This window comes from Amycolatopsis sp. NPDC051061 (genome assembly GCF_040682935.1).
GTDB lineage: Bacteria > Actinomycetota > Actinomycetes > Mycobacteriales > Pseudonocardiaceae > Amycolatopsis.
The window spans coordinates 12199-34360 of record NZ_JBFBBZ010000048.1 but is presented as its reverse complement, the minus strand read 5'-3'; the positions used below and the strand labels follow the sequence as shown (position 1 = coordinate 34360).

The window sequence follows — 22162 nt, the reverse complement described above, 5'->3', positions numbered from 1 at the left end:
CCGGGCTGATCGATTCAGTGTGCGATAACTGCAGCCAGATCGAGAGGTGGTTCGATGGTGTCCTTGCTGCACGCTGCCGGACTTGCGGAGAGTCGACGAACTGCCCGCAAATGGTCCGAGCCCATTGCGATAGTCGGTGTGGGAGCTCGCTTCCCCGGCGGTGTCAAGGATGCGCTCAGCTTCTGGGACTTGGTGGCCGGTGGGCACGACGCGATCGGCGACGTGCCGGCCGATCGGTGGAAAACCGGCGCGTTCTACGACCCCGATCCCGCTACTCCCGGTCGGATGTTCATCCGTCAAGGAGGGTTCCTCGAATCGCCGTTGGACGGTTTCGATGCCGGTTTCTTCGGCCTGGCGCCGCGTGAGGCGGCGGCGTTGGACCCCCAGCAGCGGGTGTTGCTCGAAGTCACCTGGGAGGCGTTCGAAGACGCAGGAATTCCCATGGGTTCCACTGCGTCCACTGACGTGGGCACGTTCGTCGGCGGCTTCACCTTCGACGCGGCCAGCCTCGCTTTGACCGGGTCGAACCAGCATCTGCTCGGGGCGTCCACCCCGACCGGCGTCATCATGACCATGTTGTCGGCGCGGTTGTCCTACACCTTCGACTGGCATGGACCGTGTTTCACCATCGACACCGCGTGCTCCTCTTCGCTGGTGGCTTTCCACCAGGCCTGTGCCGCGATCGACCGCGGTGAGTGCGAACTGGCCGTGGCCGGTGGCGTGAACATGATGTTCGTCCCCGCCTCCACGATGGCGATGGCGAAGGGCCAGTTCCTGTCGCCCGACGCCCGGTGCCGGTCGTTCGACCACCGCGCGAACGGGTACGTGCGCAGTGAAGGCGCCGGCTTGGTCGTCCTCAAACCGCTGTCCGCGGCTCTCCGCGACGGCGACCGCATCCGCGCGGTGGTACGGGGATCGGCGGTGAACCACGACGGTCGGACGCCGGGCGCCGCCGTCCCCAGTGCCGAAGCCCAGGGCATGTTGATCCGGCAAGCGTGCGAGATGAGCGGTGTCCGGCCCGGTTCGATCGGGTACTACGAGGCGCACGGTACGGGTACCCCGGTGGGTGATCCGATCGAGGTGGCCGCAATCGGCGGTGCGTTGGACGGCTCGCCGCACACGCACTGGATCGGATCGGTCAAATCCAACTTCGGCCACACCGAGGCGGCGGCAGGGATCGCCGGCGTGATCAAGGCGAGCCTGTGCCTGGAGCGTGGGCTGGTCCCGCCGAACCTGCATTTCGAGAAGCCCAATCCCCAGATCCCGTTCGACCGGCTGCCGGTGAAGGTGCCGACGGCGCTGGTGCCCTTCCCGCAGTACGACGGACCGAGGCGGGCCGGGATCAATTCCTTCGGCGCCGGCGGTACGAACGCGCACGCCATCCTCGAGCAGGCGCCCGTGATCCCGGTGTCCGAAGTGGACGAGAGCGAACTCGGCGAGCCGCGGTTGCTGGCACTGTCGGCCCGGAGCCCCGAGGCGCTGCGAGCGCTCGCCGAGGACTACGCGACCCTGCTCGAGCAGCCGGATGCGCCGATTCTCACGCAGGTCGCGCGCGCCGCAGCGAGACAGCGCGACCACCATCCGGTGCGGACGTTCGTGGTGGCCGCAAACGGGAAGGAGGCCGCCGAGCGACTGCGGGAGCTGGATCCCGCGGGCCGTCGGACGGCTCGACCGCAGGTCGCGTTCGTCTACACCGGAATGGGCCCGCAGTGGTGGGGAATGGGGCGCGAGCTGCTCCTGGAAGAGCCGCGGTTCGCCGAGGTCGTCGCCGAGTGCGATGCGGTTCTCTCGCGGTTCGATGTGGCGATCGGCGAAGAACTGCTTCGCGACGAAGGTGAGTCGCGGCTCACCACGACGTTGTACGCGCAGGTCGCCAACTTCGTGGTGCAGGCCGGGCTCACCGCGCTCTGGCGGGACTGGGGCATCGAGCCCGCGACGATCGTGGGCCACAGTGTCGGCGAGGTCGCCGCGGCGCATGCGGCCGGGGTGTACTCGCTGGAGGACGCACTGACGGTGAGCTACCACCGCGCCTGCCTGCAGTCCCGGCTTGCCGGCCGCGGCGTCATGGCGGCGGTCGGCCTGCCGGTCGACGAGGTGACTCCGTATCTCGTCGACGGTGTCACGGTGGCCGCGATCAACAGTGCGTCGGCGACCACCTTGGCCGGCGACCGGCACGCCATGGACGTGGTGGCCGAGCGGCTCGAGAGCGCGGGGGAATCGTTCACCGCGCTGCGAGTCGATGTGGCTTACCACAGTCACCACATGGATGAGATCCGGGAACCGCTGCTCGCCGCGTTGCGGGACATCCGCCCGCGTCGAGCCGCGGTCACCCTGCTCTCGACCGTGACCGGCGGCCAGGTGGACGGCTCCGAGTTCGACGCCGGGTACTGGTGGCGGAACGTGCGCCAGGTCGTGCGGTTCGCCGACGCGTTCCGGCACCTGCTCGGGCACTCGCCCGGAGCGGTGCTGGAGATCGGGCCGCACCCGGTGCTGGCCACGGCGATTGACGAAGCGTCGAGCGAACGCGGGGCCGAGGTGGTGCGGCTGGCATCGCTGCGTCGTGACCGGCCGCAGCGCAGGCAGCTCCTGGAAACGCTCGGCTCCCTGTACGCGACGGGTGTCGACCCCGACTGGGAGCGAGTGCATCCCGGGCCCCGCGAACACCTCGATCTGCCGTTGTACCCGTGGCAGCGAGAGTCGCACTGGCTCGAGTCGACGGCGTCACGGCGAAACCGCCTGGGGGTAGGCGGCCTATCGCTGAGCGGGCAGATCGTCGCCGCGGCGACCCCGACCCGGGACGTCGAGTTGTCGCCGGTCGAGTTCCCCTATCTCGTCGACCACAAGATCGGCGACGAGCTGATCTTCCCCGGAGCCGGCTACCTCGAGACCGCGCTGGCGATGTTCCCGGACGACGAACCCTGCTTCTTCGAGGACATCGTCTTCCACCGCCCCCTGGTGATCGCGCCCTCGTCGGTCACCACACTGCGAACCGGGTACGACCCCGTGCGCAGGCATCTGACGCTGCACGGCTTCACGAAGCCGGACGAGCCGGACTGGACGTTGCACGCCGAGCTGCGCCGGACCTACCTCGCCGCACCTCAGCGGCCCGCTCCCCGGACGGAATCGCTTCCCGACCTGACGCGGTCGTTGCCGATGGTCGGCCGTGAAGAGCTGTACGAACGTCTGGGCGTGGGCGAGCTCGACTACGGGCCCTGCTTCCGTGCCGTCGACCGGCTGTGGGTCCGGAACGAAACCGGTGAGGTCTTCGCCGAGATCGATCTCGGCACCGTCGACCGGGAGGGGCATCGACTTCACCCCGTGCACCTGGACGCCGCTCTGCAATCGGTGTTCGCCGGCGGCCTCCTGCTCGGCGGGGAGGCCGCGGACGGCACTTACGTGCCGGCCGGCATCGCGGAATTCCGGTTCTTCCGCTCGCCTGGAGAGCGGCTGTGGGTGCACGGGCGCGACCGCCACAGCGACGTACCGGGGCGGTACGAGTGCGACATCACCCTCGTCACCGATGGCGGCGAAATCGTCGCGGAGCTGATCGGTTTGCGTGCCCAGCGGCTCGCCGAGGACAGCACCGTGGTCACCGCGCTCTCCCAGAGCCTCTACTACGAACACGCCTGGCACCCCGAACCGCTCGAGCCCACCGGCGATGCCGGAGGTTCGTGGATCCTCGTGGGTTCCTCACCCCGGACGATCGGCCTGGAGAAGCGGATCGTGGCGGCGAACGGGACAGTCGTGCGCGTGGATCCGGCTGACGAGGACTGGCTGGTGAGGCTCAGGGCCGCGCTCGCCCGCGACTCGTCGCCCGTCCGCGTGGTCCACCTCGCCGGCGCTCCGGCTGGCGCCATCGACGTGCCCGCGTGTTCGCCTGCCGCGGATCCCTTGACGTTGACGCAAGCGCTGCCGGAGGAAGGGGTGCGCCTCTTCCTGGTGACGAGCGGCACGCAGAGCGTCTCCTCCGCCGATGCCGTGACCGACCCGTTCGCGGCCGCCACCTGGGGGCTGGGCCGGGTCGTCAACGCCGAACGGCCGGAACTGGGGTGCCGGCTCATCGACCTCGATCCCGGTACCGGGTGGTCCGATGGTCTGCTGCTCGACGGCTTGCTGGCCGAACTGACCCATGACGGGCAGGACGAAGTCGCCCTACGCGACGGCACCCGTTACGTGCGCCGGATCGAGCCCGCCGGCGACCTGTCCCCGTTGCACCAGGTACGGACCCGCACCGACGTAACTCCGGTGAGCCTCGGAGTCGTCCGGACCAGCGCCGACAACCTCCGGTTCGCCGCCACCACCCGGCGGGCGCCGGGCCCGGACCAGGTCGAAGTCGAGGTCGTCTGCACCGGGGTCAACTTCAAGGACGTGCTGAAGGTGACCGGGCTGCTCACGGGCCAGGTCATGGAGGGCACGCACTCGCGGGGCGCGCTGGGCCTGGAGTGCTCGGGAACCGTCGTCCGGACCGGCCGTAACGTACCGGACCTGCGGCCCGGCGACGAAGTGATCGTGCACAGCCGAGCCCTGTTCGCCTCACACGTCACGGTCGACGCCGTCCGGGTGGTGAAGAAGCCGGCCGCGCTGTCCTTCGCCCAAGCTGCCTCCCTGCTGCCGGTCGTCACCGCCCACCAGTCGCTGGTCCGGCTCGCCGGGGTGCGCGCCGGGGAACGGGTCCTCGTCCACTCAGCCGCCGGCGGCGTGGGATTGGCCGCGGTCCGGATCGCGGCCGCGCTCGGGGCCGAGGTGTACGCCACCGCGGGCAGCAAGGCACGGCGGGAGTACCTGCGCGAGGCGGGCGTGGCCCACGTGGCGGATTCCCGGTCCACGACATTCGCAGGAGAAGTCCTCGAATGGACCGGCGGCGAGGGCGTCGACGTCATCCTCGACTCGTTGCCCGCGGACATGATCCACCACAGTCTCGGAGTGCTGCGCACCTTCGGCCGGTTTGTCGAGCTGGGCAAGCTCGATGGGGGTGCCGACCCCGCGGTGCGGTCGGCCGTCACCAGGAAGGCGATGACTTTCCATGCCTTCGACTACGACCAGATGATGGCGCTGGACCCGGTTCGGGTGCGCGAATGCCTGCGGGAGACGGTGGCCCTGTTCGAGGAGGGTGTCATCTCCCCGCTGCCGGTCACCGAGATACCGGCGGATGAAGTCGACAAGGCGTTCATGGCGATGGGCAGCCCGGACCACCTCGGCAAGATCGTGGTCCGCATCGCCGGCGAACCGGTCACCGTTCCCGCGACCTCACTCCCGGAGACCCCCATCCGCGACGATGCCGGCTACGTCGTGACCGGCGGCTTGGGCGGGCTGGGCCGGACGGTGGCCCGGTTGCTGGCCGATCGAGGCGCCCGTCATCTCGTGCTCGTCGGCCGGCGCGGCGTGACCACGCCGGAAGCCGAGCACTTGGTGGCCGAGCTGACCGCGCGAGGCGTGGAGGTCCAGGTCGAGAAAGCCGACGTGGCCGACCTGGACCAGGTCGAGGCACTGCTGTCCCGTGTTCGCGAGCGACTGCCGGTGATCGCCGGCATCGTCCACGCCGCGGCCGACTTCGACGATGTCGTGCTCTCGGACACGAATGCGACACGCCTGCTCGAAGCAACCCGGCCGAAGGCGGACGGCGCCTGGAACCTGCACGTGGCGACGGAGCCGGACTCCCTCGACTTCTTCGTGCTCTTCTCGTCGGTGGGTGCGCAGCTCGGATCGGCGGCGCTCGGCGCTTACGCGACGGCGAATGAGTTCCTCGACGCTCTCGCTCGCCATCGGACCGCCCGGGGGCTGCCCGCCACCAGCATCGGCTGGGGCCTGATCGAGGAAGTGGGCGTGGCGGTCAGCGGCAAGGGCGAGGTCGGCACTTTCCTCCGCCGGAACGGGCATTTGGGCATCTCGCCCGCACGGTTCGCCGCCGAGCTGGACACGTTGCTGCGGACGCGGCCGGTGGAGGCCACCGTGGCCGACATGGACTGGCCACGCTGGGCCAGGTCCAACCCTCAGCTCGCCTCGTTGCCCCGGGTGAGCTCGATCGTGGCTACGGGCGGGGACGACGGCGGCCCATCGGGCGGGCCGCGGCTGCAGAACCTCGGTCCCGAAGAACGGGCCACGGTGTTGCCTGCTCTGCTGGCGCCGCTCTTACAGCAGTCGACCGGGCTGACCGAAGGCCAGCTCGACGACGACCAGCCGGTCGACGTCGACTCGCTGACCGCGGTCGGGTTGCGGGTCCTGGTGCAGAAGGAGCTCGGTGTCTCGATCCCGGCGGTCAAGCTGCAGCGAGACCTCACCATGAGCGGGTTGGTCGGTTTGCTCGTCGCCGAGCTCGACCGAGCGCCCGCCGAGACCTTCGAGCCGGCCAGGGACCTCACGGTCCACGAATTCGCGTCGGGTGATGGGCTGACCGTGTACGGCCATCTCAGCTCGCCTCCCGGACCAGGACCGCATCCGGCTGTCGTGGTGTGCACGTCCGGGCGTGGCGGGGCCCTGAACGCCGATGGCGTGCACGTTCAGGTGGGCGAACACGAACCACTGCGAGCGGCTGGGCTGGCGGTCTTCACCGTCGACCATCGAGGTGCCCCGGGGCACGGTGCCGACTTCGACGCGCTCGCGGAAATGGGTGGCCGGGAGGTCGACGACGTGCTCGCGGCGGCGAGCTACCTGGCCGGCCTTCCCGGAATCGACGGCGCCCGGGTGAGCGTCTTGGGTACCAGCCGGGGCGGGTACACCGCGTTGTCCGCGCTCGGGCGGGAACCGTCCCGCTGGCACCGCGCGGTCCTGCTGATGGGCCTGTACGACCCGGCGCACCTGGTCGCGGCCGAGCGAGCGGAACCGGGCTCCTTCCTCCCGGCCCGGCCCGGGTTCGGGCCGGACGAACTCGTGGCCTACTTCACCGCACCACACCGGCGGCCCTTGGCATCGATCGGAGACGTCTCCGCTCCCGTCCTCGTCGTGCACGGCGAGGACGACGAGATCATTCCCGTCGAGCAGGCCCAGGCGCTGGTCTCCCACGCCCAGGCGTCCGACCTGCCGGCGCGCCTGGTCACGGTGGCGGGGCTCGGCCACGACAGCGGGTACGTCGAAGACGACTGGGACACTCTCTGGCCCGAAGTGGCCGACTTCCTCACGAGCTCGGAGCCGGCGACATGACCGACAGCTACGCGATGCCCCGTGACGCCGCCGAGACCGGACGGCTCCGGCTGCAGGCCGAGATCATGGGTCCGCACAGCGCCCACCTGTTCAAGCTGGCCGGGATCGGGCCGGGCATGCGCGTGCTCGACGTCGGCTGCGGCACCGGTGACGTGAGCATGGTGCTCGCGGACCTGGTCGGCCCCACCGGCTCGGTGCTCGGGGTCGATGTCGACCCCGGTGTGCTCGAAGTGGCCCGGGAACGTGCGCGGGAAGCCGGACTCACCAACGTGTCCTACCTCGAGGCCGATCTCGGCGAGCTGCGGCCGGCCGAGCCAGTCGACGCGCTGGCCGGCCGCCTGATCTTGATGCACCTGCCGGACGCGGCGAGGACCGTCCGCGAGCTGAGCCGCCAAGTCCGGCCCGGTGGCGTCGTATCCTTCCAGGACTACAACGTTTCCCGCTGCCGATCGGTGCCGTCGACCCCGTTGCTCGCCCGGAGCATGCGGTGGGTGATCGATGCCATGCGAGCGAGCGGGATCGAGCCGGACATGGGCGAACGGATCGTTCCCACGTTGGCCGAAGCCGGCTTGGACATGCAGGGCGTGGCCGCCGTCGAGCCGGCTGGGACGGCCGATTCGCTCGTGCCCGAGTTCCTGGCGGCCACTGCTCGCAGCCTCCTGCCGCTGGCGCTGGCGCACGGGGTGGTCACCGAAGACGAGGTGGTCGTCGACGGCATGGCCGGTCGAGTGGCCGACGAACTCAGGGCGGTGAGGGCGACGGTGTGGACCGCCGAACTCGTCGGGGCCTGGGCCCGGGTGCCTCGGCTCGCCGGCCCCGGCCTGGCGGGCGGTGGTCCCGGTCGATCGGTTTCCGACCCGTGGCCCATCGGGAGTGTTTCGTCCGGCGGAACGGTGCCCGGCCGGAGGAGGTCTTCCTGATGGCTGCGGACCCTTACCCGCTCGAATGGGACACCGGATCGGTCGTCGCCGAGCCCGGCTTCTACCAGGCGGCGATGAAGTGGCATTTCAGCCCGGAGACGGGTTCGCCCTTCTGGCTGGCCAAGGCACGGCCCTCGACTTCGACCCGCTTCGCGACGTGCGTACGCACGCCGATCTGCGCCGGTTCCCAAACTTGGTCAACGAACTCAGGGAGCTGCCACTCGAAGCACTGGTTCCGCGCGGCTACGGCGAACAGCTCGATGTCGTCGGTGCGTTCGACAGCGGCGGCACGACCGGAACTCCGAAGCGGGTGCTGCTCCTCTCGGATTGGATGCGCAGTTCACTGACGTGGAAAGCGGGCGGATGGACGAGCTGGGATTTCCCCGCCGCGTCAACTGGCCGGCCGTTGCCCCGAGCGGACCGCACATCTTCGGCAGGTTGATGGCCGAGGTGACGCGGATGCGCGGCGGTATCTGTTTCACGGTGGACCTCGACCCGCGGTGGGTGCGCACCAGTCTGGGGGAAGGACGCGCAGAAGAGGCGGACCGCTACGCCGGTTCTGGTGGCCACACCGCCGCTCCTCGTGCGGATGGCCGAACGCCCGGATCTGGTCGACCTCGTCAACCGGAAGGTCGACGAGATCATGTGGGGTGGGGCGCACCTGGACGTCGACACCCGCAGGATTCTCCAAGAGGAGGTGTTCCCGGACGTTCTCCCGCGCGGCTAATACGGCAGCACGATGAGGGCGAGGATTGCGGCGAAGGCGCCTTGGGTGATCAGCAAGAGGGTGAACCCGTCCGCGGCCCCGCCGAGGGCCGAGGCGGCGGCGAACCCGATCATGCCGATGATGAACAGGCGTTTGCGGCCGTAGAGGTCGCAGAGCCGGCCACCCAACAGCAAGAGGCTGCCGAACGCGAGGGCGTAGCCGGTGGCCACCCATTGGCGGCTGTCGTCGGAAAACGCCAGGTCGCGTTGTGCGGTGGGCAGGGCGATGTTGACGATCGTCGAGTCCAGGATGACCGTCAGCTGGGCCAAGCTCAAAACAACGAGCGCAAGCCACCGGTTCGGGACGGCTTCGGATTTCATGGTGTCCTTCGCTTTTCGGGAGATGCTCCGGCCGCGGCCACGTTTGCCGCGCCGACCTGCGGCGCGAACCACCGTGCGGCGGCTTGGCTGACTTCTTCGGGGTCGGCTGCCGTGTCGCCAGCCCAGGCGACGACCCCGTCGGGTCGGACGAGCACCGCACCCAGGCCCAGCCGGTCTTCGGGCCGCGCCGCGAGGTAGGTGACCTGATCACCCCACCGGTTCGCGAGCGCCCGCAGCGCGGACTCCCGGCTGAAGTCCAGTAGCAGGCCGGCTCCGCTCTGCAGCAGCGTGCCGACCCGTGTCCGGCGCCCGAACTCGAAGTCCGGACAGCTGCGGCCGACCAGCGGGTGCGACCCGCCGAGGTCGCAGGCGCGCGACACACCCCACAGCCGTTCGGCGAGGTGGGTGGCCACCGCGCGGGTGCGGACCAGATCGCGGAACACGGCCTTGAGCGCGTGCGCGCCGGGTCGCAGCAGCGCGACCTGTGCCCGCGTCCAGTCGAACACGCGTTCCGCGACAGGATGCCGCTCCGCGGAGTAGGTGTCGAGCAGCCCATCAGGAGCTCGGCCGCGCACGGTGGCGGCGAGCTTCCACCCCAGGTTCGCCGCGTCGGCGAGCCCGAGCCCCAATCCCTCGCCACCGACCGGCGAATGGGTGTGGGCCGCGTCACCGGCCAGCAGCACGCGGCCACGGCGGTAGGTCGTCGCTTGCCGGGCGCGGTCGGTCCAGGTCGAGGCGAAGCGCATCGCGTTGACGGTGACGTCCGTGCCGGTGATGCGCCGCAGGACCCGTTGCACGTGCCCCCGGGTGATCGGCCCGCTCCCGTGAAACGCTCCGCCGTCGAAGTCGATCATCGCCAGGGCGCCCGGTTGCCACTGCGTGTACAGCCCGCCAGGTCCCTCGGTCAGCGGGAAGAACCGGCGCTCGCGAGCCGGCGGCAGCACCGCGGGGTCGGCGATGTCGACGCTGAGCGAGTACCCCGTGAACTCCGGTTCCGCGTCCAGGGAAGAGAAGCCGGCCTTTTCGCGCACCGCGCTCCGGTCCCCGTCGCAGCCGACCAGCCAGCGCCCGCGGTACCGCTCGTCGCCGGCCCGGACCGTCACTTCGTCCGCTGCGGACTCGATATGGGAGACCGCCGCGCCGCGGCGGACATCAACGCCGAGGAGGATCGCGCGCTCGGCCAGCACGCGCTCGAGGTCCTCCAGGGTGACGTCGAGCTGAGTGGTACCCACGCCCGGGAGCTGGTAGGTCCAATGCGAGGGGTCGATGTCCTGGGCGTCGAGCGGGATGCCCGCGAAGTGCCCGCCGGACCAGCGAAGCTGGTCGTCCCGGCTCTGCGGAAGGAGCGGGGTCAGCAGGTCGTGGCGGTCGAGCACTTCGATGCCCGGGGTCCGGAGTCCGCGCACTCCGAACGGGACTCGCTTCAGCGGTGAGCCGGGTTCGGTGTCGCGTTCGAGCACCAGCACCGAGAGGCCTCTGGACCGCAGGTCGCACGCCAGGAAGAGGCCGACCGGACCTCCGCCGGCCACGACGACGTCGTAGCGCACAACTTCCTCCTCGCCCAGGTGATGCTCGTCCGGGCCGGTCTATCCGGAATGGAGCTCGCGTCCGCGACGCGTACCCTCGCGGCCTTCGTGATCGGTGCGGCGATGTCGGACGCGGCTGGGCGACGGCTGACCGACCCGGCTGCGGTGGCCAAGGTCCGCGCGTACCTCCTCGACTCGGCGCGGCGCCACCCACACTCACCTCCTCCGGGTTCCTCGACGCCGGCTGGTCGGATGACCAGCTGTTCGGCATCGGTCTCGACCGCATGCTCGACGAGTTTCTTTACGAGAGTTGATCGAGCGCGGCGGGCGCATTTTGCTTCGGTACCGGCGACCCCGGCCGCGTGCGGGCCATTCGCGCACATCATGTCGGTGCTCGCGCCGGGTGACAACCGGCCCGCAGCCGCCCTCGGCCTTGCGGCGGACCGTACTTGAAGTCGTTGGCCTGGCGGAGAGCGGCCGTTCGGCACCGCGACACCCCGCGGGGGGCAGTCCGACGCCACGGCAGAAACGGGCCTTCGGGCAAGACTGTTGGACGACTGCACCCGTCCCGGCTGACGGAACGCGCCTGCTCCGGAACTGTCGGTACGGTCCCGCCAAGGTTCGACGCAGTTCGAGGGAGTCTGATCGATGGTGTTGCCGGAATCCTCCACTCAGGCCGAGCCCGTCGCGATCGTCGGGATCGGGTGCCGTTTTCCCGGCGGGATCGACGATCCGCGAAGTTTCCGGGAACTGCTCGCGTCCGGTACCGACGCGATCTGCGACGTCCCCGCTGATCGTTGGCGCGTCACCGATTACTTCGACGAGGACCGCGCGACGCCCGGGCGGATGTTCGTCCGGCAGGGCGGATTCCTCCAGTTCTCGGTGGACACCTTCGACGCCGGTTTCTTCGGCATCGCACCGCGCGAAGCAGCGGCAATGGACCCCCAGCAAAGGCTGCTGCTCGAAGTGACGTGGGAATCCCTGGAAGACGCCGGAATCCCGCCGAGCTCCACCGCGGGGGCGAAAGTCGGGGTTTTCGTCGGCGGGTTCACCTTCGACGCGGCGGTGCTGCAGCTGGACGAATCGAACCGGCACCTGGTCAGCGCGGCCACTCCGACCGGGGTGAGCATGACCATGCTCGCCGCCCGGTTGTCCTACGTGTTCGACTGGCGCGGGCCGTCGTTCACCCTCGACACCGCCTGCTCCTCTTCGCTGGTGGCCATCCACCAGGCGTCCAACGCGCTGGCGCTCGGGGACTGCGAACTCGCGGTGGCCGGTGGGGTGAACGTCATGATGAACCCGACCACCAGCATCCTGATGTCCAAGGGACAGTTCCTGTCACCGGACGCCCGGTGCAAGTCCTTCGACCACCGGGCCAACGGTTACGCGCGTGGCGAAGGCGCGGGTGTTCTGGTCTTGAAGCCGCTTTCGGCGGCGGTTCGCGACGGTGACCGCGTTCACGCCGTCATCCGCGGCACCGCCGTGAACCAGGACGGCCACACGCCCGGGATCACGGTGCCGCGGGTCGAATCCCAGCGTGAGCTGATCCAGCGGGCCTGCCGGGTCGGCGGCGTCGCCCCGGCCTCGGTCGGCTACTTCGAAGCCCACGGAACCGGGACCGCGGTCGGGGATCCGGTCGAAGCGACCGCGATCGGCGAGGCCCTCGGTGATTCTCCCGGGCCGCACTGGATGGGGTCGGTCAAGTCGAACTTCGGCCACACCGAGGCGGCGGCGGGGGTCGCCGGGGTGATCAAGGCGGCCATCACCTTGGAGGACGGGATCATCCCGGCCAACCTGCACTTCGAGAAGCCCAATCCCCGCATCCCGTTCGACCGGCTGCCCGTGCGGGTGCCCACGGAGAGCGTCCCGTTCCCGGAGGGGCCGGGGCCCCGGCGGGCCGGGGTCAACTCGTTCGGCTTCGGCGGGACCAACGCGCACGCCATCCTCGAACAGGGGCCGGTGATCGAGCCCGCCGGCCAATCCGCCGCGGAGCAGAGCCGGCCGCAGCTCCTGCCGTTGTCGGCCCGTAGCCCGGAAGCGCTTCGCTCCCTGGTGGAGTCCTACGCGCAGTTGCTCGAAACGCCGGACGCGCCCGCCTTCCACCGGGTCTGCGACGTCGCCGCCCGGAACCGGGACCACCACCCGATGAGAACCTTCGTGGTCGCCGGGAACGGCGGCGAAGCCGCCGAAAAGCTGCGGGAGCTGACCGTCGAGCCGACCCGGACGACGCGTCCGGCCATTGCGTTCGTCTACACCGGAATGGGTCCGCAGTGGTGGGGCATGGGACGCGAACTCCTCGAGCAGGAGCCAAGGTTCGCCGAGTTCGTCGCCGCTTGTGACGAGGTGCTGGCCCGCTACGACGTGTCGATGGCCGCCGAATTACGCCGTGCCGAGGACGTGTCACGACTGACGGAAACTCTCTACGCTCAGCTGGGCAACTTCGTCGTGCAGGCAGGGGTCACGAAGCTGCTGCGTGACCGGGGTATCGAACCGGCGGCCATCGTCGGGCACAGCGTGGGCGAGGTGGCCGCCGCCTACGCGGCCGGGGTGTACTCACTCGAAGACGCGCTGACGATCAGCTTCCACCGCGCGAGCCTCCAGGCCCGGCTCGCCGGGCGCGGAGGGATGGCGGCGGTCGACCTGCCGGTCGCGGAGGTGGCTCCGCACCTGGTCGACGGCGTGACGGTGGCCGCGGTCAACAGCAAGCACGCGACGACCATCGCCGGCGATCGCGACGCCGTGGCGACGGTGACCGAAAGCCTGACCGCCGCCGGGGCATCGGTGAAGCCGCTGCGGGTGGAAGTGGCCTATCACAGCCCACAGATGGACGAGATCCGCGAACCACTGGTCGCCGCGCTGGCGGGGATCCAGCCACACAGCGCGGACATCCCGCTGTTCTCCACAGTGACCGGTGCGCAGGTCCGTGGCCCGGAGCTCGACGCACAGTACTGGTGGCGCAACGTCCGTCAGCCGGTGCGGTTCGCCGACGCGTTCCGGAAGGTGCTCACCCGCGGCATCGGCGCGGTGGTGGAAGTCGGGCCCCACCCGGTACTGGCCACGGCGATCGACGAGGCGGTGAGCGACCGGACGGACGCCGTCGTGCTGCTAGCGTCGCTGCGCCGCGACCGCCCGCACCGCGAGCAACTGCTCGAAACGCTCGGCCGGTTGTACGCGACGGGCGCGGAAGTCACCTGGGGCACACTCCACAACGGACCGCGCGAGCACCTCGACCTGCCCCGGTACCCGTGGCAACGCGACCGGCACTGGATCGAGTCGGCCACCTCCCGCGCCCGCCGGCTGGGCAGCGACGGGCTGCGGTCCGCCGGGCGGTCCGTCGGGTCCGTCGCCCCCGCCCGGGACGTGGAGCTGTCCGCGTCGGCGTTCCCCTACCTCGACGACCACAAGATCGGGGACTCCGTCATCCTGCCCGGGTGCGGCTACCTCGACGCCGCGCTGGCGTTCTTCCCCGACGACGAACCATGCGTGTTCGAGGACGTCGAGTTCCGGCGCCCGCTCGTGCTCACGCCCGGGACGGTCACCACGATGCGGGTGCAGTACGACCCCGAGCGGCGCCAGGTCGGCATGTACAGCCGCGCCAACGTGGACGACTCCGCCTGGACGCTGCACACCGAACTCCGCCGCGCATACGTGGCCAAAGCACGGGTCCCGCAGCCGCGCCCGGCGACCTTGGCCGAGCTCACGAAGGGCCTCCCTGGCCTCGGCCACGACGAGGTTTACGACTTCCTGGTTTCGGCCCGGCACGACTACGGTCCGGCGTTCCGGGTCGTGGAACAACTGTGGTGGCGGGAAGAAACCCGTGAGGTGTTCGCCGAGCTCCGGCTCGACACCGTCGAGCGGGCCGGTCACCGGCTGCACCCCGTCCGGCTCGACGGTGCCTTGCAGGCCGTCATCACCGGCACCCACGTCTTCGGCGGGGAAACGCGGTTCGGCACCTACGTGCCGACCCACATCGACTCGTTCCAGTTCTTCCGTTCGCCCGGTACCCGGTTGTGGGTGCACGGGCGGACCCGGCCGATGACCGACCCGGACCGGATCGACTGCGACCTGACTCTGGTGACCGACGCCGGCGAGGTCGTCGCGGAGGTGCGTGGCCTGCGGACCAACCGGGTCACCGCCACGGCTGACCAGCCGGCGCAGCTCCACTACGAACACGCGTGGCGCCCGGAAGGGCTGGAGGCGGCGGCGGATGCCACCGGCCGCTGGGTCGTCGTCGGCTCCTCGGCCACCGCTTCGAGTCTTGCCGAAGGGTTGTCCGCGCTGGGGGGTGACGTCATCCGGGCGGACACGGCCGAAGAGGCGCTTCCCGAAGCCGGAGCGGCCGCCTACCGCGGTGTCCTCTACGTCGACGAAGAACCTGAGCGAGCGGCAACACCTTCGTGCGCCGGAATCGCGGCACCGCTCCGGCTGGCCCAGGAGCTGCCGGCCGACGCCGGACCGCTGATCCTGGTCACCACCGGCGCCCAGAGCGTGTCCGCTGACGATCCGACCGCTTCGCCCCGCGGTGCGGCGTTGTGGGGGTTCGGCCGGGTCGTCTACGCCGAGCGCGCCGAACTGGGGTGCCGCCTGATCGATCTCCCGCCGGCCGGCCCCGGCGAGCTGCTCGAGGCGCTGCTGGCCGAGGTGACCGGCGCCAGTTCCGACGAAGTGGCCTTGCGGGAGCACGGGCGGTACGTCCGGGACCTGCTCCGCGCCGGTGAGGAAGCCGCCTCCACCCACGTGGACGTCCGGGTCGACCGCACCCCGGTGTACCTACCGCCGCCGGGCTCCGCGGCGGCCGCGCCCGAGTTCGTGGGAACGGTGCGCCGGCCTCCTGGCCCCGGCGAGGTCGAGCTGGCGGTCTCGCACGTCGGGCTCAACTTCAAGGACGTGCTCAAGCAGACCGGCTTGATGTCGGCGCAGGCGCTCACGGGCAGCTACTCCGGTACGTCGCTGGGCGTCGAGTGCTCGGGTTCCGTCGTGGCCGTCGGCGAAGGCGTGACCGGGCTGGCGGTCGGCGACGAGGTGTTCGCCCACAGCCGGCAGCTGTTCGCTTCTCACGTCACGCTCGAAGCGGTGCGCGTGGGGAAGAAACCGGCGAGACTGTCCCCGGCGGAGGCGGCCTCGCTGCTGCCCGTGGTGACCGCGCAGTATTCGCTGACCCGCCTGGCCGGTCTTCGCCGCGGCGAGCGCGTGCTCGTCCACTCGGCGGCCGGCGGCGTCGGGCTGGCCGCCGCCCGGATCGCGACGCAGCTCGGCGCGGAGGTGTTCGTCACCGCGGGAAGCGAGCAACGGCGGGCGTTCCTGCGCGACGAAGGCTTCACCCGCGTCGCCGATTCGAGGTCGATGTCCTTCGCCGACGACGTCCTCGACTGGACTGGTGGCCGGGGAGTTGACGTCATCGTCAACTCGCTCCCGGCTGACATGGTCCACCACAGCCTGCGGACCCTGAGCCCGTTCGGGCGGTTCGTCGAGTTGGGCAAGCCGGGGCCCGTGGCGGACCACGCGATGCGAACGGCCGCGACCCGGCAGGCCCTTTCGTACCACACCTTTGACTACGACCAGCTGATGGTGCTGCGGCCGGATGAGGTTCAGGCGTGCATGCGAGCAGCCGCGGACCTCTTCGCCCGGGACGAGATCGCCGCCCTGCCGATCACGGAATTCCCCGCGAGCGAGGTGGCGCAGGCTTTCCGGACCATGGCGAGCGCCGAGCACCACGGCAAGATCGTCGTGCGGATGGCCCGCGAAACGGTACCGGTGCCGGCGGCATCGCTGCCGCAGACGGTGATCCGGCCGGATGTCACCTACGTGATCACCGGTGGCCTGGGTGGCCTGGGCCGTGCGGTGGCCCGCTGGCTGGCCGACAACGGCGCGCGGTACCTGGCGCTGGTCGGCCGTCGCGGGCCCGCGAGCTCGGCCGCGGTGCAGGACATGGCCGAGCTGACCGCCCGGGGGATCAAGGTGCGGATCCAGAAGGCCGATGTCAGCGACCACGGCCAGGTGCACACGGCGCTCGCCAAGATCCGCAGCTACTTGCCGCCCATCGGGGGGATTGTGCACGGGGCGGCCGACTTCGACGACGTGCTGCTCGCGGACACGGAAGCGGCGCGGCTGATCGGAGCCACCCGGCCGAAGGCGGACGGCGCCTGGTACCTGCACGAGGAAACCCTCGAGGACCAGCTCGACTTCTTCGTGGTGTTCTCCTCGGTCGCGGCCCAGCTGGGGCCGGCGGGCGCGGGCGCCTACGCGACGGCGAACGAGTTCCTCAACGCCCTCGCCCGGTACCGCCGCGCCCACGGGCTCCCGGCGACCAGCGTCGGCTGGGGGATGGTCGAAGACGTCGGCGTCGCGGTCAGCCGCGACGGTCAGGTCGGCAACATCCTGCGGCGCAACGGACACGTCGGAATGTCGCCGGCGCGGCTCGTTTCCGAACTGGGCACTCTGCTCCACACCCAGCCGGCCGAAGTGTCGGTCGCCGACATCGACTGGCCGCTCTGGGCGCGCGTCAACCCCCAGCTGGCGTCGCTGCCCAAGTTCCGCACGCTCGTGCCGGAAGACGCCGGGGAGTACGCCGACGACGGCAGTGCCCGAGAAACCACCGCGAAGCGGCTGATGGAAGCGTCTCCGGCCGAACGCGCCGAACTGCTGCCCCCGCTCGTCACGCCGATCCTCCAGCAGTCGACCGGCTTGACCGAGCAGCAGCTCGGCGACCAGCAAGCTGTGGACGTCGACTCGCTGACCGCGGTCGAGCTGCGGGTCCAGCTGCAGAAGCAGCTCGGGGTCACGGTGCCGGCGGGCCGGCTGCAGCGGAACCTCAGCGTCCCGGTGCTCGTCAGCCTGCTCGGCGAAGAGCTGGATCGGGCCGAAAGCGGCGCGGACACGCTCACCGAAGGCCTCGCGGTGCACGAGATCACCGCGGACGACGGCCTGGTCTTCTACGGCCACCTCAGCACGCCGTCCGGTCCCGGCCCCCACCCGGCGGTGGTCGTCTGCACGGCGGGCAACGGCGGCGCGCTGGACGACGACGGGGACTACGCCCACACCAGCGAGCACGCCCCGCTGCTGGCCGCGGGGTTCGCCGTCTTCACCGTCGACCAGCGCGGCGCCCCCGGACACGGTTCCGAGTTCGGCGCCCAGGCCGAAATCGGCGGCAAGGACGTCGACGACCTCGTCACGGCCGGGCGGTACCTCGCGGGCCTGCCCGAGATCGACGAGACCCGGCTCCACATCCTCGGCACCAGCCGCGGTGCCTACGCGTCCATGCTGGCCCTGCAACGCGGTCCCGAGCTGTGGCAGCGCGCTGTGCTGCTGATGGGTTTCTACGACCCGGTCGAGCACGTGGCCCGCAACCAGGACCGCCCCGGCTCGCTGCTGCCGTCGAGCGCGGAGACCGGTCCGGCCGGCGTCGAGGCCTACTTCGCCGCGCCCGAACGGCATCCGTTGCGGGCGCTTTCCACGGTGGCCGCGCCGGTGCTGATCGTGCACGGCGACGCGGACGAGGTCGTCCCCTTCGCGCAGTCCGAGGAGCTGGAAGCCCGGATGCGGCAGGAAAGCCGGCCGGCCCGCCTGATCGCGGTGCCGGGCCTGAAGCACGACTCGGCGCACGAAGGCGATATCTGGGCGGACCTCTGGCCCGAGATCAGCCAGTTCCTCCAGGACGGAGTCCAGTGATGAAGTACAGCGTCTTCCTGCCTTCGGGCTTCACCCGCGAGTTCGCCGCGATCGGCGACCCCGTAGCGGCCTACGCCCGGCTGGTCGATCTCGCAACCCTCGCGGACGATGCGGGGTACGACGTGGTGTACCTCCCCGACCATCTCACCACGGTCCAGCCTTCGCACGATCCGGTCTTCGAGTGTTGGACGCTGACCACCGCGCTCGCCGCGGAGACCACCAACGTGCGGATCGGGCACCTGGTCACCGCGAACGGCTATCGCCACCCGGCGCTGCAGGCGCGGATGGCCTCGACGCTGGACGTCATCTCCGGCGGCCGGCTGTCCTTCGGCATCGGCGCGGGCTGGCTGGAAAAAGACCACCGGCAGTACGGCTACGAGTTCGGCACCGCCGCTCAGCGGGCGCGCAAGCTCGAAGAAGCCGTGCAGGTGATCCTGGCCCTGTGGACCGAGGCGGAGGCGACTTTCGAAGGTGAGCACTACCGGATCCAGGACGCGGTGAACGAGCCGAAGGGCCTGCAACGGCCGCACATCCCGCTAATGATCGCCGGCAACGGCGAGAAGGTGACCCTCCGGCTGGTCGCGCAGTACGGCGACGCGTGCAACATCGTGACGTCGCCCGAGGAAGCCCGGCACAAGTTCTCGGTGCTGGAGCAGCACTGCCGCAACGCCGGCCGCGACGGGAGCCGGATCAACCGCACCGTCACTACCCTGTGCATCATCCGGGACACCGACGCCGAGGCGCGGGCTCTGGTCCCGCCTTCGTCGACGTTCGTCTTCCCCGGCGATGTCGGCTCTTACGGGCTGGTCGGCACGGTGGGCACGGTGAAGCAGCGGATCGCGGCGTTCGAGGAAGCCGGAGTGGACGAGCTGATCCTGTACTTCGAGGACCCGACCAGCCTCCGGCAGGTCGAAGAGTTCGCGCGAGGGTTCGTCGGCTAGCCGCGATCGCGAGGAGAACAACGATGTCGACGCGAGAAACCAACCCGTGGGCCGCGCTCGGCGCCTTGTGCACCGGGTTCTTCATGGTCCTGCTGGACACCACGATCGTCTCGATCGCGATCCCGTCGATGCTGCGGGGCCTGTGCGCGGACCTCAACGCGGTGATCTGGGCGGTCAGCGTCTACCTGCTCGCCTACGCCGTGCCGATGCTGTTCACCAGCAGGCTCGGCGACCGCGTCGGGCCCAAGCGGGTGTTCCTCGCGGGTCTCGTCGTGTTCACCGGCGCGTCGCTGTGGTGCGGCCTGTCGGGCAGCGTCGGGATGCTCATCGCCGCCCGCGCGGTCCAGGGTTTCGGTGCCGCGCTACTGACCCCGCAGACGTTGGCCTTCATCGGCCACCTCTTCCCGCCGGCCAAACGCGGTTCCGCGATGGGTGTCTGGGCGGGCGTCGCCGGACTGGGCACGATCGCGGGACCGCTGCTCGGCGGGCTCCTGGTCGACCGCCTGGGTTGGGCGTGGGTGTTCTTCGTCAACGTCCCGATCGGGGTGGTGGCGCTGGTGCTGACCTGGCGGCTCGTGCCCGATTGGCGGCCGAAGCACGCGCACTCGTTCGACGTCCCCGGCGTCCTGCTGGCGGCCGCCGGATTGGCCGCGGTCATCTTCGGGGTCCAGAACGGGCAGAAGTACGCGTGGGGCAAAGTAGTCGGTAACGTGTCGGTGTTCGAGATCATCGGCCTGGGCGTGGCTCTGCTGGTCGGGTTCGTGCTCTGGCAGCGTGCCAACCGCAAGGAACCGTTGCTGCCGCTCGAGGTCTTCGGCAACCGGACCTTCTCCGCGGGAACGTTCGCGTTCGCCACGATCGGCTTCGCGTTGATCGGGATGTTCCTGCCACTGGTGGTGTACGTCCAGTCGGTGCTGGAGCTGACGCCGACGGAAGCGGGGCTCCTGCTCGCGCCGGTCGCGCTGGTGTCGACGGCCGTCGGGCCGTTCGTCGGACGCGTTTCGGACAAGGTCGAGGGCAAGTACCTGGTGATGGCCGGCCTTGCCGCGCTGGCGGCCGGGCTGGGGCTGTTCGCCGCGCAGGCGAGCCCGGCGAGCGCGCCGTGGGCGCTGGTGCCGGCGCTGGTTGTGTGCGGGCTCGGGTTCGGGCTCGCGCTGGCGCCGGTCAGCAACGCGACGATGAGCTCGGTCGAACCCCGGCTGGTGGGGACGGCATCCGGGGTTTTCAACACCGCGCGTCAGGTCGGCGGTGTGCTGGGCAGCGCGGCGGTCGGTGTGCTGCTGCAGGCCAGGATCGCTGCGTCGGTCACGGTTGAGGCGGCTACCGCGGCGGCTTCGGTGCCACCGGAGTACCGCGCGCGGTTCGTCGCCGAGGTGACCGGGGCCGCGTCGTCGGCCGGTGAGTTCGGCTCCGGCGGCGCTGCGCCGCCAGTGTCCGGGCTGCCGGCGGACCTCGCCGCACGGTGGACCGGCCTGGTCACTCAGGCTGTCCGGAACGGGCTGGCCGACGCGGCCCGGCAGTCGGTGCTGCTGCCGGTGGCGGTGCTGGTGCTGGGCATCCTCGCGGCGGCCGCGATGCGCCGTAACGCGCCGGCGCACGAAGAAACCGTACCGGCTTCGTGACCGCACAAGACGAAGGCGAGGATCCATGACCTACGAGCACCGGTTCGACGACATCCAGGACCGCCCGGTGGCTGTGATCGGGGCCGGCACGATGGGCCGGCGCATCGCATTGATGTTCGCCTCGCGCGGCGGAACCGTGCGGTTGTACGACCCGGTTCCCCGGCAAACCGCCGCGGCGGTCGCCTACGTGGCCGAGGCGTTGCCCGAGCTGATCGCCCGACGCGGCAGCGGGGAACCCGGCCAGGTCCACGCCGCCGATTCGGTCCCGGAGGCGCTCAAGCACGCGTGGCTCGCCGTCGAGGCGGTTCCGGAGCAGCTCGACGCGAAGATCCAGGTGTGGCACCGGATCGACGAGGCCGCGCCGGACGACACCATCTTCGCCACCAACTCGTCGTCCTACCCGTCCCGCTTGCTGGCCGGTGCGGTCGGGGACCGGACCCGGCTGTGCAACGCGCACTTCTACACGCCGCCGATCTCGAACGCCGTCGACCTGATGTCCGACGGAGCAACCGACCGGGCCGTGCTCGACTCCCTGCTGGCGATCCTCCCCGAGTTCGGCGTCCACCCGTTCGAGGCGCGCAAGGAAAGCGTCGGGTTCATCTTCAACCGCGTCTGGGCCGCCATCAAACGGGAGTCCCTGGCGGTGGTCGCCGACGGCGTGGCCCGGCCCGAAGACGTGGACGGGATGTTCCGGGTCAACTGGCACCTGCCGATCGGGCCGTTCCGGATGATGGACCAGGTGGGTCTGGATGTCGTCCTCGCCATCGAGAACCACTACGCCGAAGAGAACCCGCACCTGCCCGCGGAGCCACGCGAACTACTGCGGTCCTATGTGGACGCAGGAAAGCTCGGGGTCAAGACCGGCGAAGGTTTCTACGTCCACCCCGACGCGCGCTGATTTACGATCCCGGTCACCGCAGGTGCACCAGCACCACTCCGTCGTTCCCGGGGGCCACCTCCGCCCGGCGGTAGAGCTTCTTCAGGTGTGGCTGCCGCAGCATCGCGAGCACCCGGGTACGCAGCTGCCCGGCGCCCTTGCCGGTGATGATCTCGACGCGGGCGGCCTTCGTGCCGGCGGCTTGGAACAAGGCGGCGCGTACCGCCCGGTCGATGTCGCGGTCACTGCGGAAGATGGGGTGCAGATCGACGGTCACGTTTTCCGGCATGGCGTTCTCCTCGTGCTCCGGCCGGCGGCGGCCCCGGTGGCCGGGGCCGCCGCCGGGGGTGGGCAGCCGGCGGCCGGCTGGGGGCCGGCGTCGACC

10 protein-coding genes and 1 pseudogene are annotated in these 22162 nt (G+C 70.4%); 8 read left to right on the top strand and 3 right to left on the bottom strand.

Translation table 11 applies throughout. From position 1 onward, the window contains the following. Positions 1 to 54: 54 nt before the first annotated feature. The 4 genes from AB0N03_RS41740 to AB0N03_RS41725 all read left to right on the top strand — a co-directional run bounded on the left by AB0N03_RS41740 (position 55) and on the right by AB0N03_RS41725 (position 8784). Positions 55 to 7137, top strand: coding sequence for an SDR family NAD(P)-dependent oxidoreductase (locus AB0N03_RS41740; protein WP_364384651.1), 7083 nt, complete (start codon positions 55 to 57; stop codon positions 7135 to 7137). Next, positions 7134 to 8057 (top strand): class I SAM-dependent methyltransferase, encoded by a 924-nt coding sequence (locus tag AB0N03_RS41735; protein ID WP_364384648.1) that lies wholly within the window; start codon positions 7134 to 7136, stop codon positions 8055 to 8057. The genes AB0N03_RS41740 and AB0N03_RS41735 overlap by 4 nt, the downstream gene beginning before the upstream one ends. A gap of 79 nt (positions 8058 to 8136) precedes the next feature. Next, a complete protein-coding gene (locus AB0N03_RS41730) occupies positions 8137 to 8499 on the top strand; it encodes a hypothetical protein (RefSeq protein WP_364384645.1) in 363 nt (120 codons plus the stop codon). Between the two features lie 120 nt (positions 8500 to 8619). Beyond that, on the top strand, positions 8620 to 8784 hold the full coding sequence (locus AB0N03_RS41725) for a hypothetical protein (protein WP_364384643.1): 165 nt from the start codon (positions 8620 to 8622) through the stop codon (positions 8782 to 8784). A gap of 17 nt (positions 8785 to 8801) precedes the next feature. Here AB0N03_RS41725 and AB0N03_RS41720 read toward each other — a convergent pair. Next, positions 8802 to 9143: pseudogene (locus AB0N03_RS41720) on the bottom strand (MFS transporter); the annotation flags it as partial. Continuing rightward, complete coding sequence (locus tag AB0N03_RS41715; protein WP_364384640.1) at positions 9140 to 10690, bottom strand: FAD-dependent monooxygenase; 1551 nt, start codon at positions 10688 to 10690, stop codon at positions 9140 to 9142. The gene AB0N03_RS41715 and the pseudogene AB0N03_RS41720, both read right to left, overlap by 4 nt. A 627-nt stretch (positions 10691 to 11317) precedes the next feature. Here AB0N03_RS41715 and AB0N03_RS41710 point away from each other — a divergent pair. Genes AB0N03_RS41710 through AB0N03_RS41695 form a run of 4 tightly spaced genes read left to right on the top strand, consistent with a single transcriptional unit; the run spans position 11318 to position 21798 of the window. After that, the gene (locus AB0N03_RS41710) at positions 11318 to 18337 is read left to right on the top strand and encodes an SDR family NAD(P)-dependent oxidoreductase (RefSeq protein ID WP_364384637.1); all 7020 of its coding nucleotides are present in this window, start codon (positions 11318 to 11320) and stop codon (positions 18335 to 18337) included. After that, a complete protein-coding gene (locus AB0N03_RS41705) occupies positions 18337 to 19278 on the top strand; it encodes an LLM class F420-dependent oxidoreductase (RefSeq protein ID WP_364384634.1) in 942 nt (313 codons plus the stop codon). The genes AB0N03_RS41710 and AB0N03_RS41705 overlap by 1 nt, the downstream gene beginning before the upstream one ends. 23 nt (positions 19279 to 19301) lie before the next feature. Then, positions 19302 to 20900 carry a DHA2 family efflux MFS transporter permease subunit gene (locus tag AB0N03_RS41700; protein ID WP_364384631.1) on the top strand — a complete coding sequence of 533 codons (1599 nt, stop codon included), beginning with the start codon at positions 19302 to 19304 and terminating at the stop codon, positions 20898 to 20900. A gap of 25 nt (positions 20901 to 20925) precedes the next feature. After that, positions 20926 to 21798, top strand: coding sequence for a 3-hydroxyacyl-CoA dehydrogenase family protein (locus AB0N03_RS41695; protein WP_364384628.1), 873 nt, complete (start codon positions 20926 to 20928; stop codon positions 21796 to 21798). 13 nt (positions 21799 to 21811) lie between these two features. Here AB0N03_RS41695 and AB0N03_RS41690 read toward each other — a convergent pair. After that, positions 21812 to 22162 (bottom strand): Smr/MutS family protein (locus tag AB0N03_RS41690; RefSeq protein ID WP_364384627.1); only part of this gene is annotated, 351 nt, incomplete at its 5' end.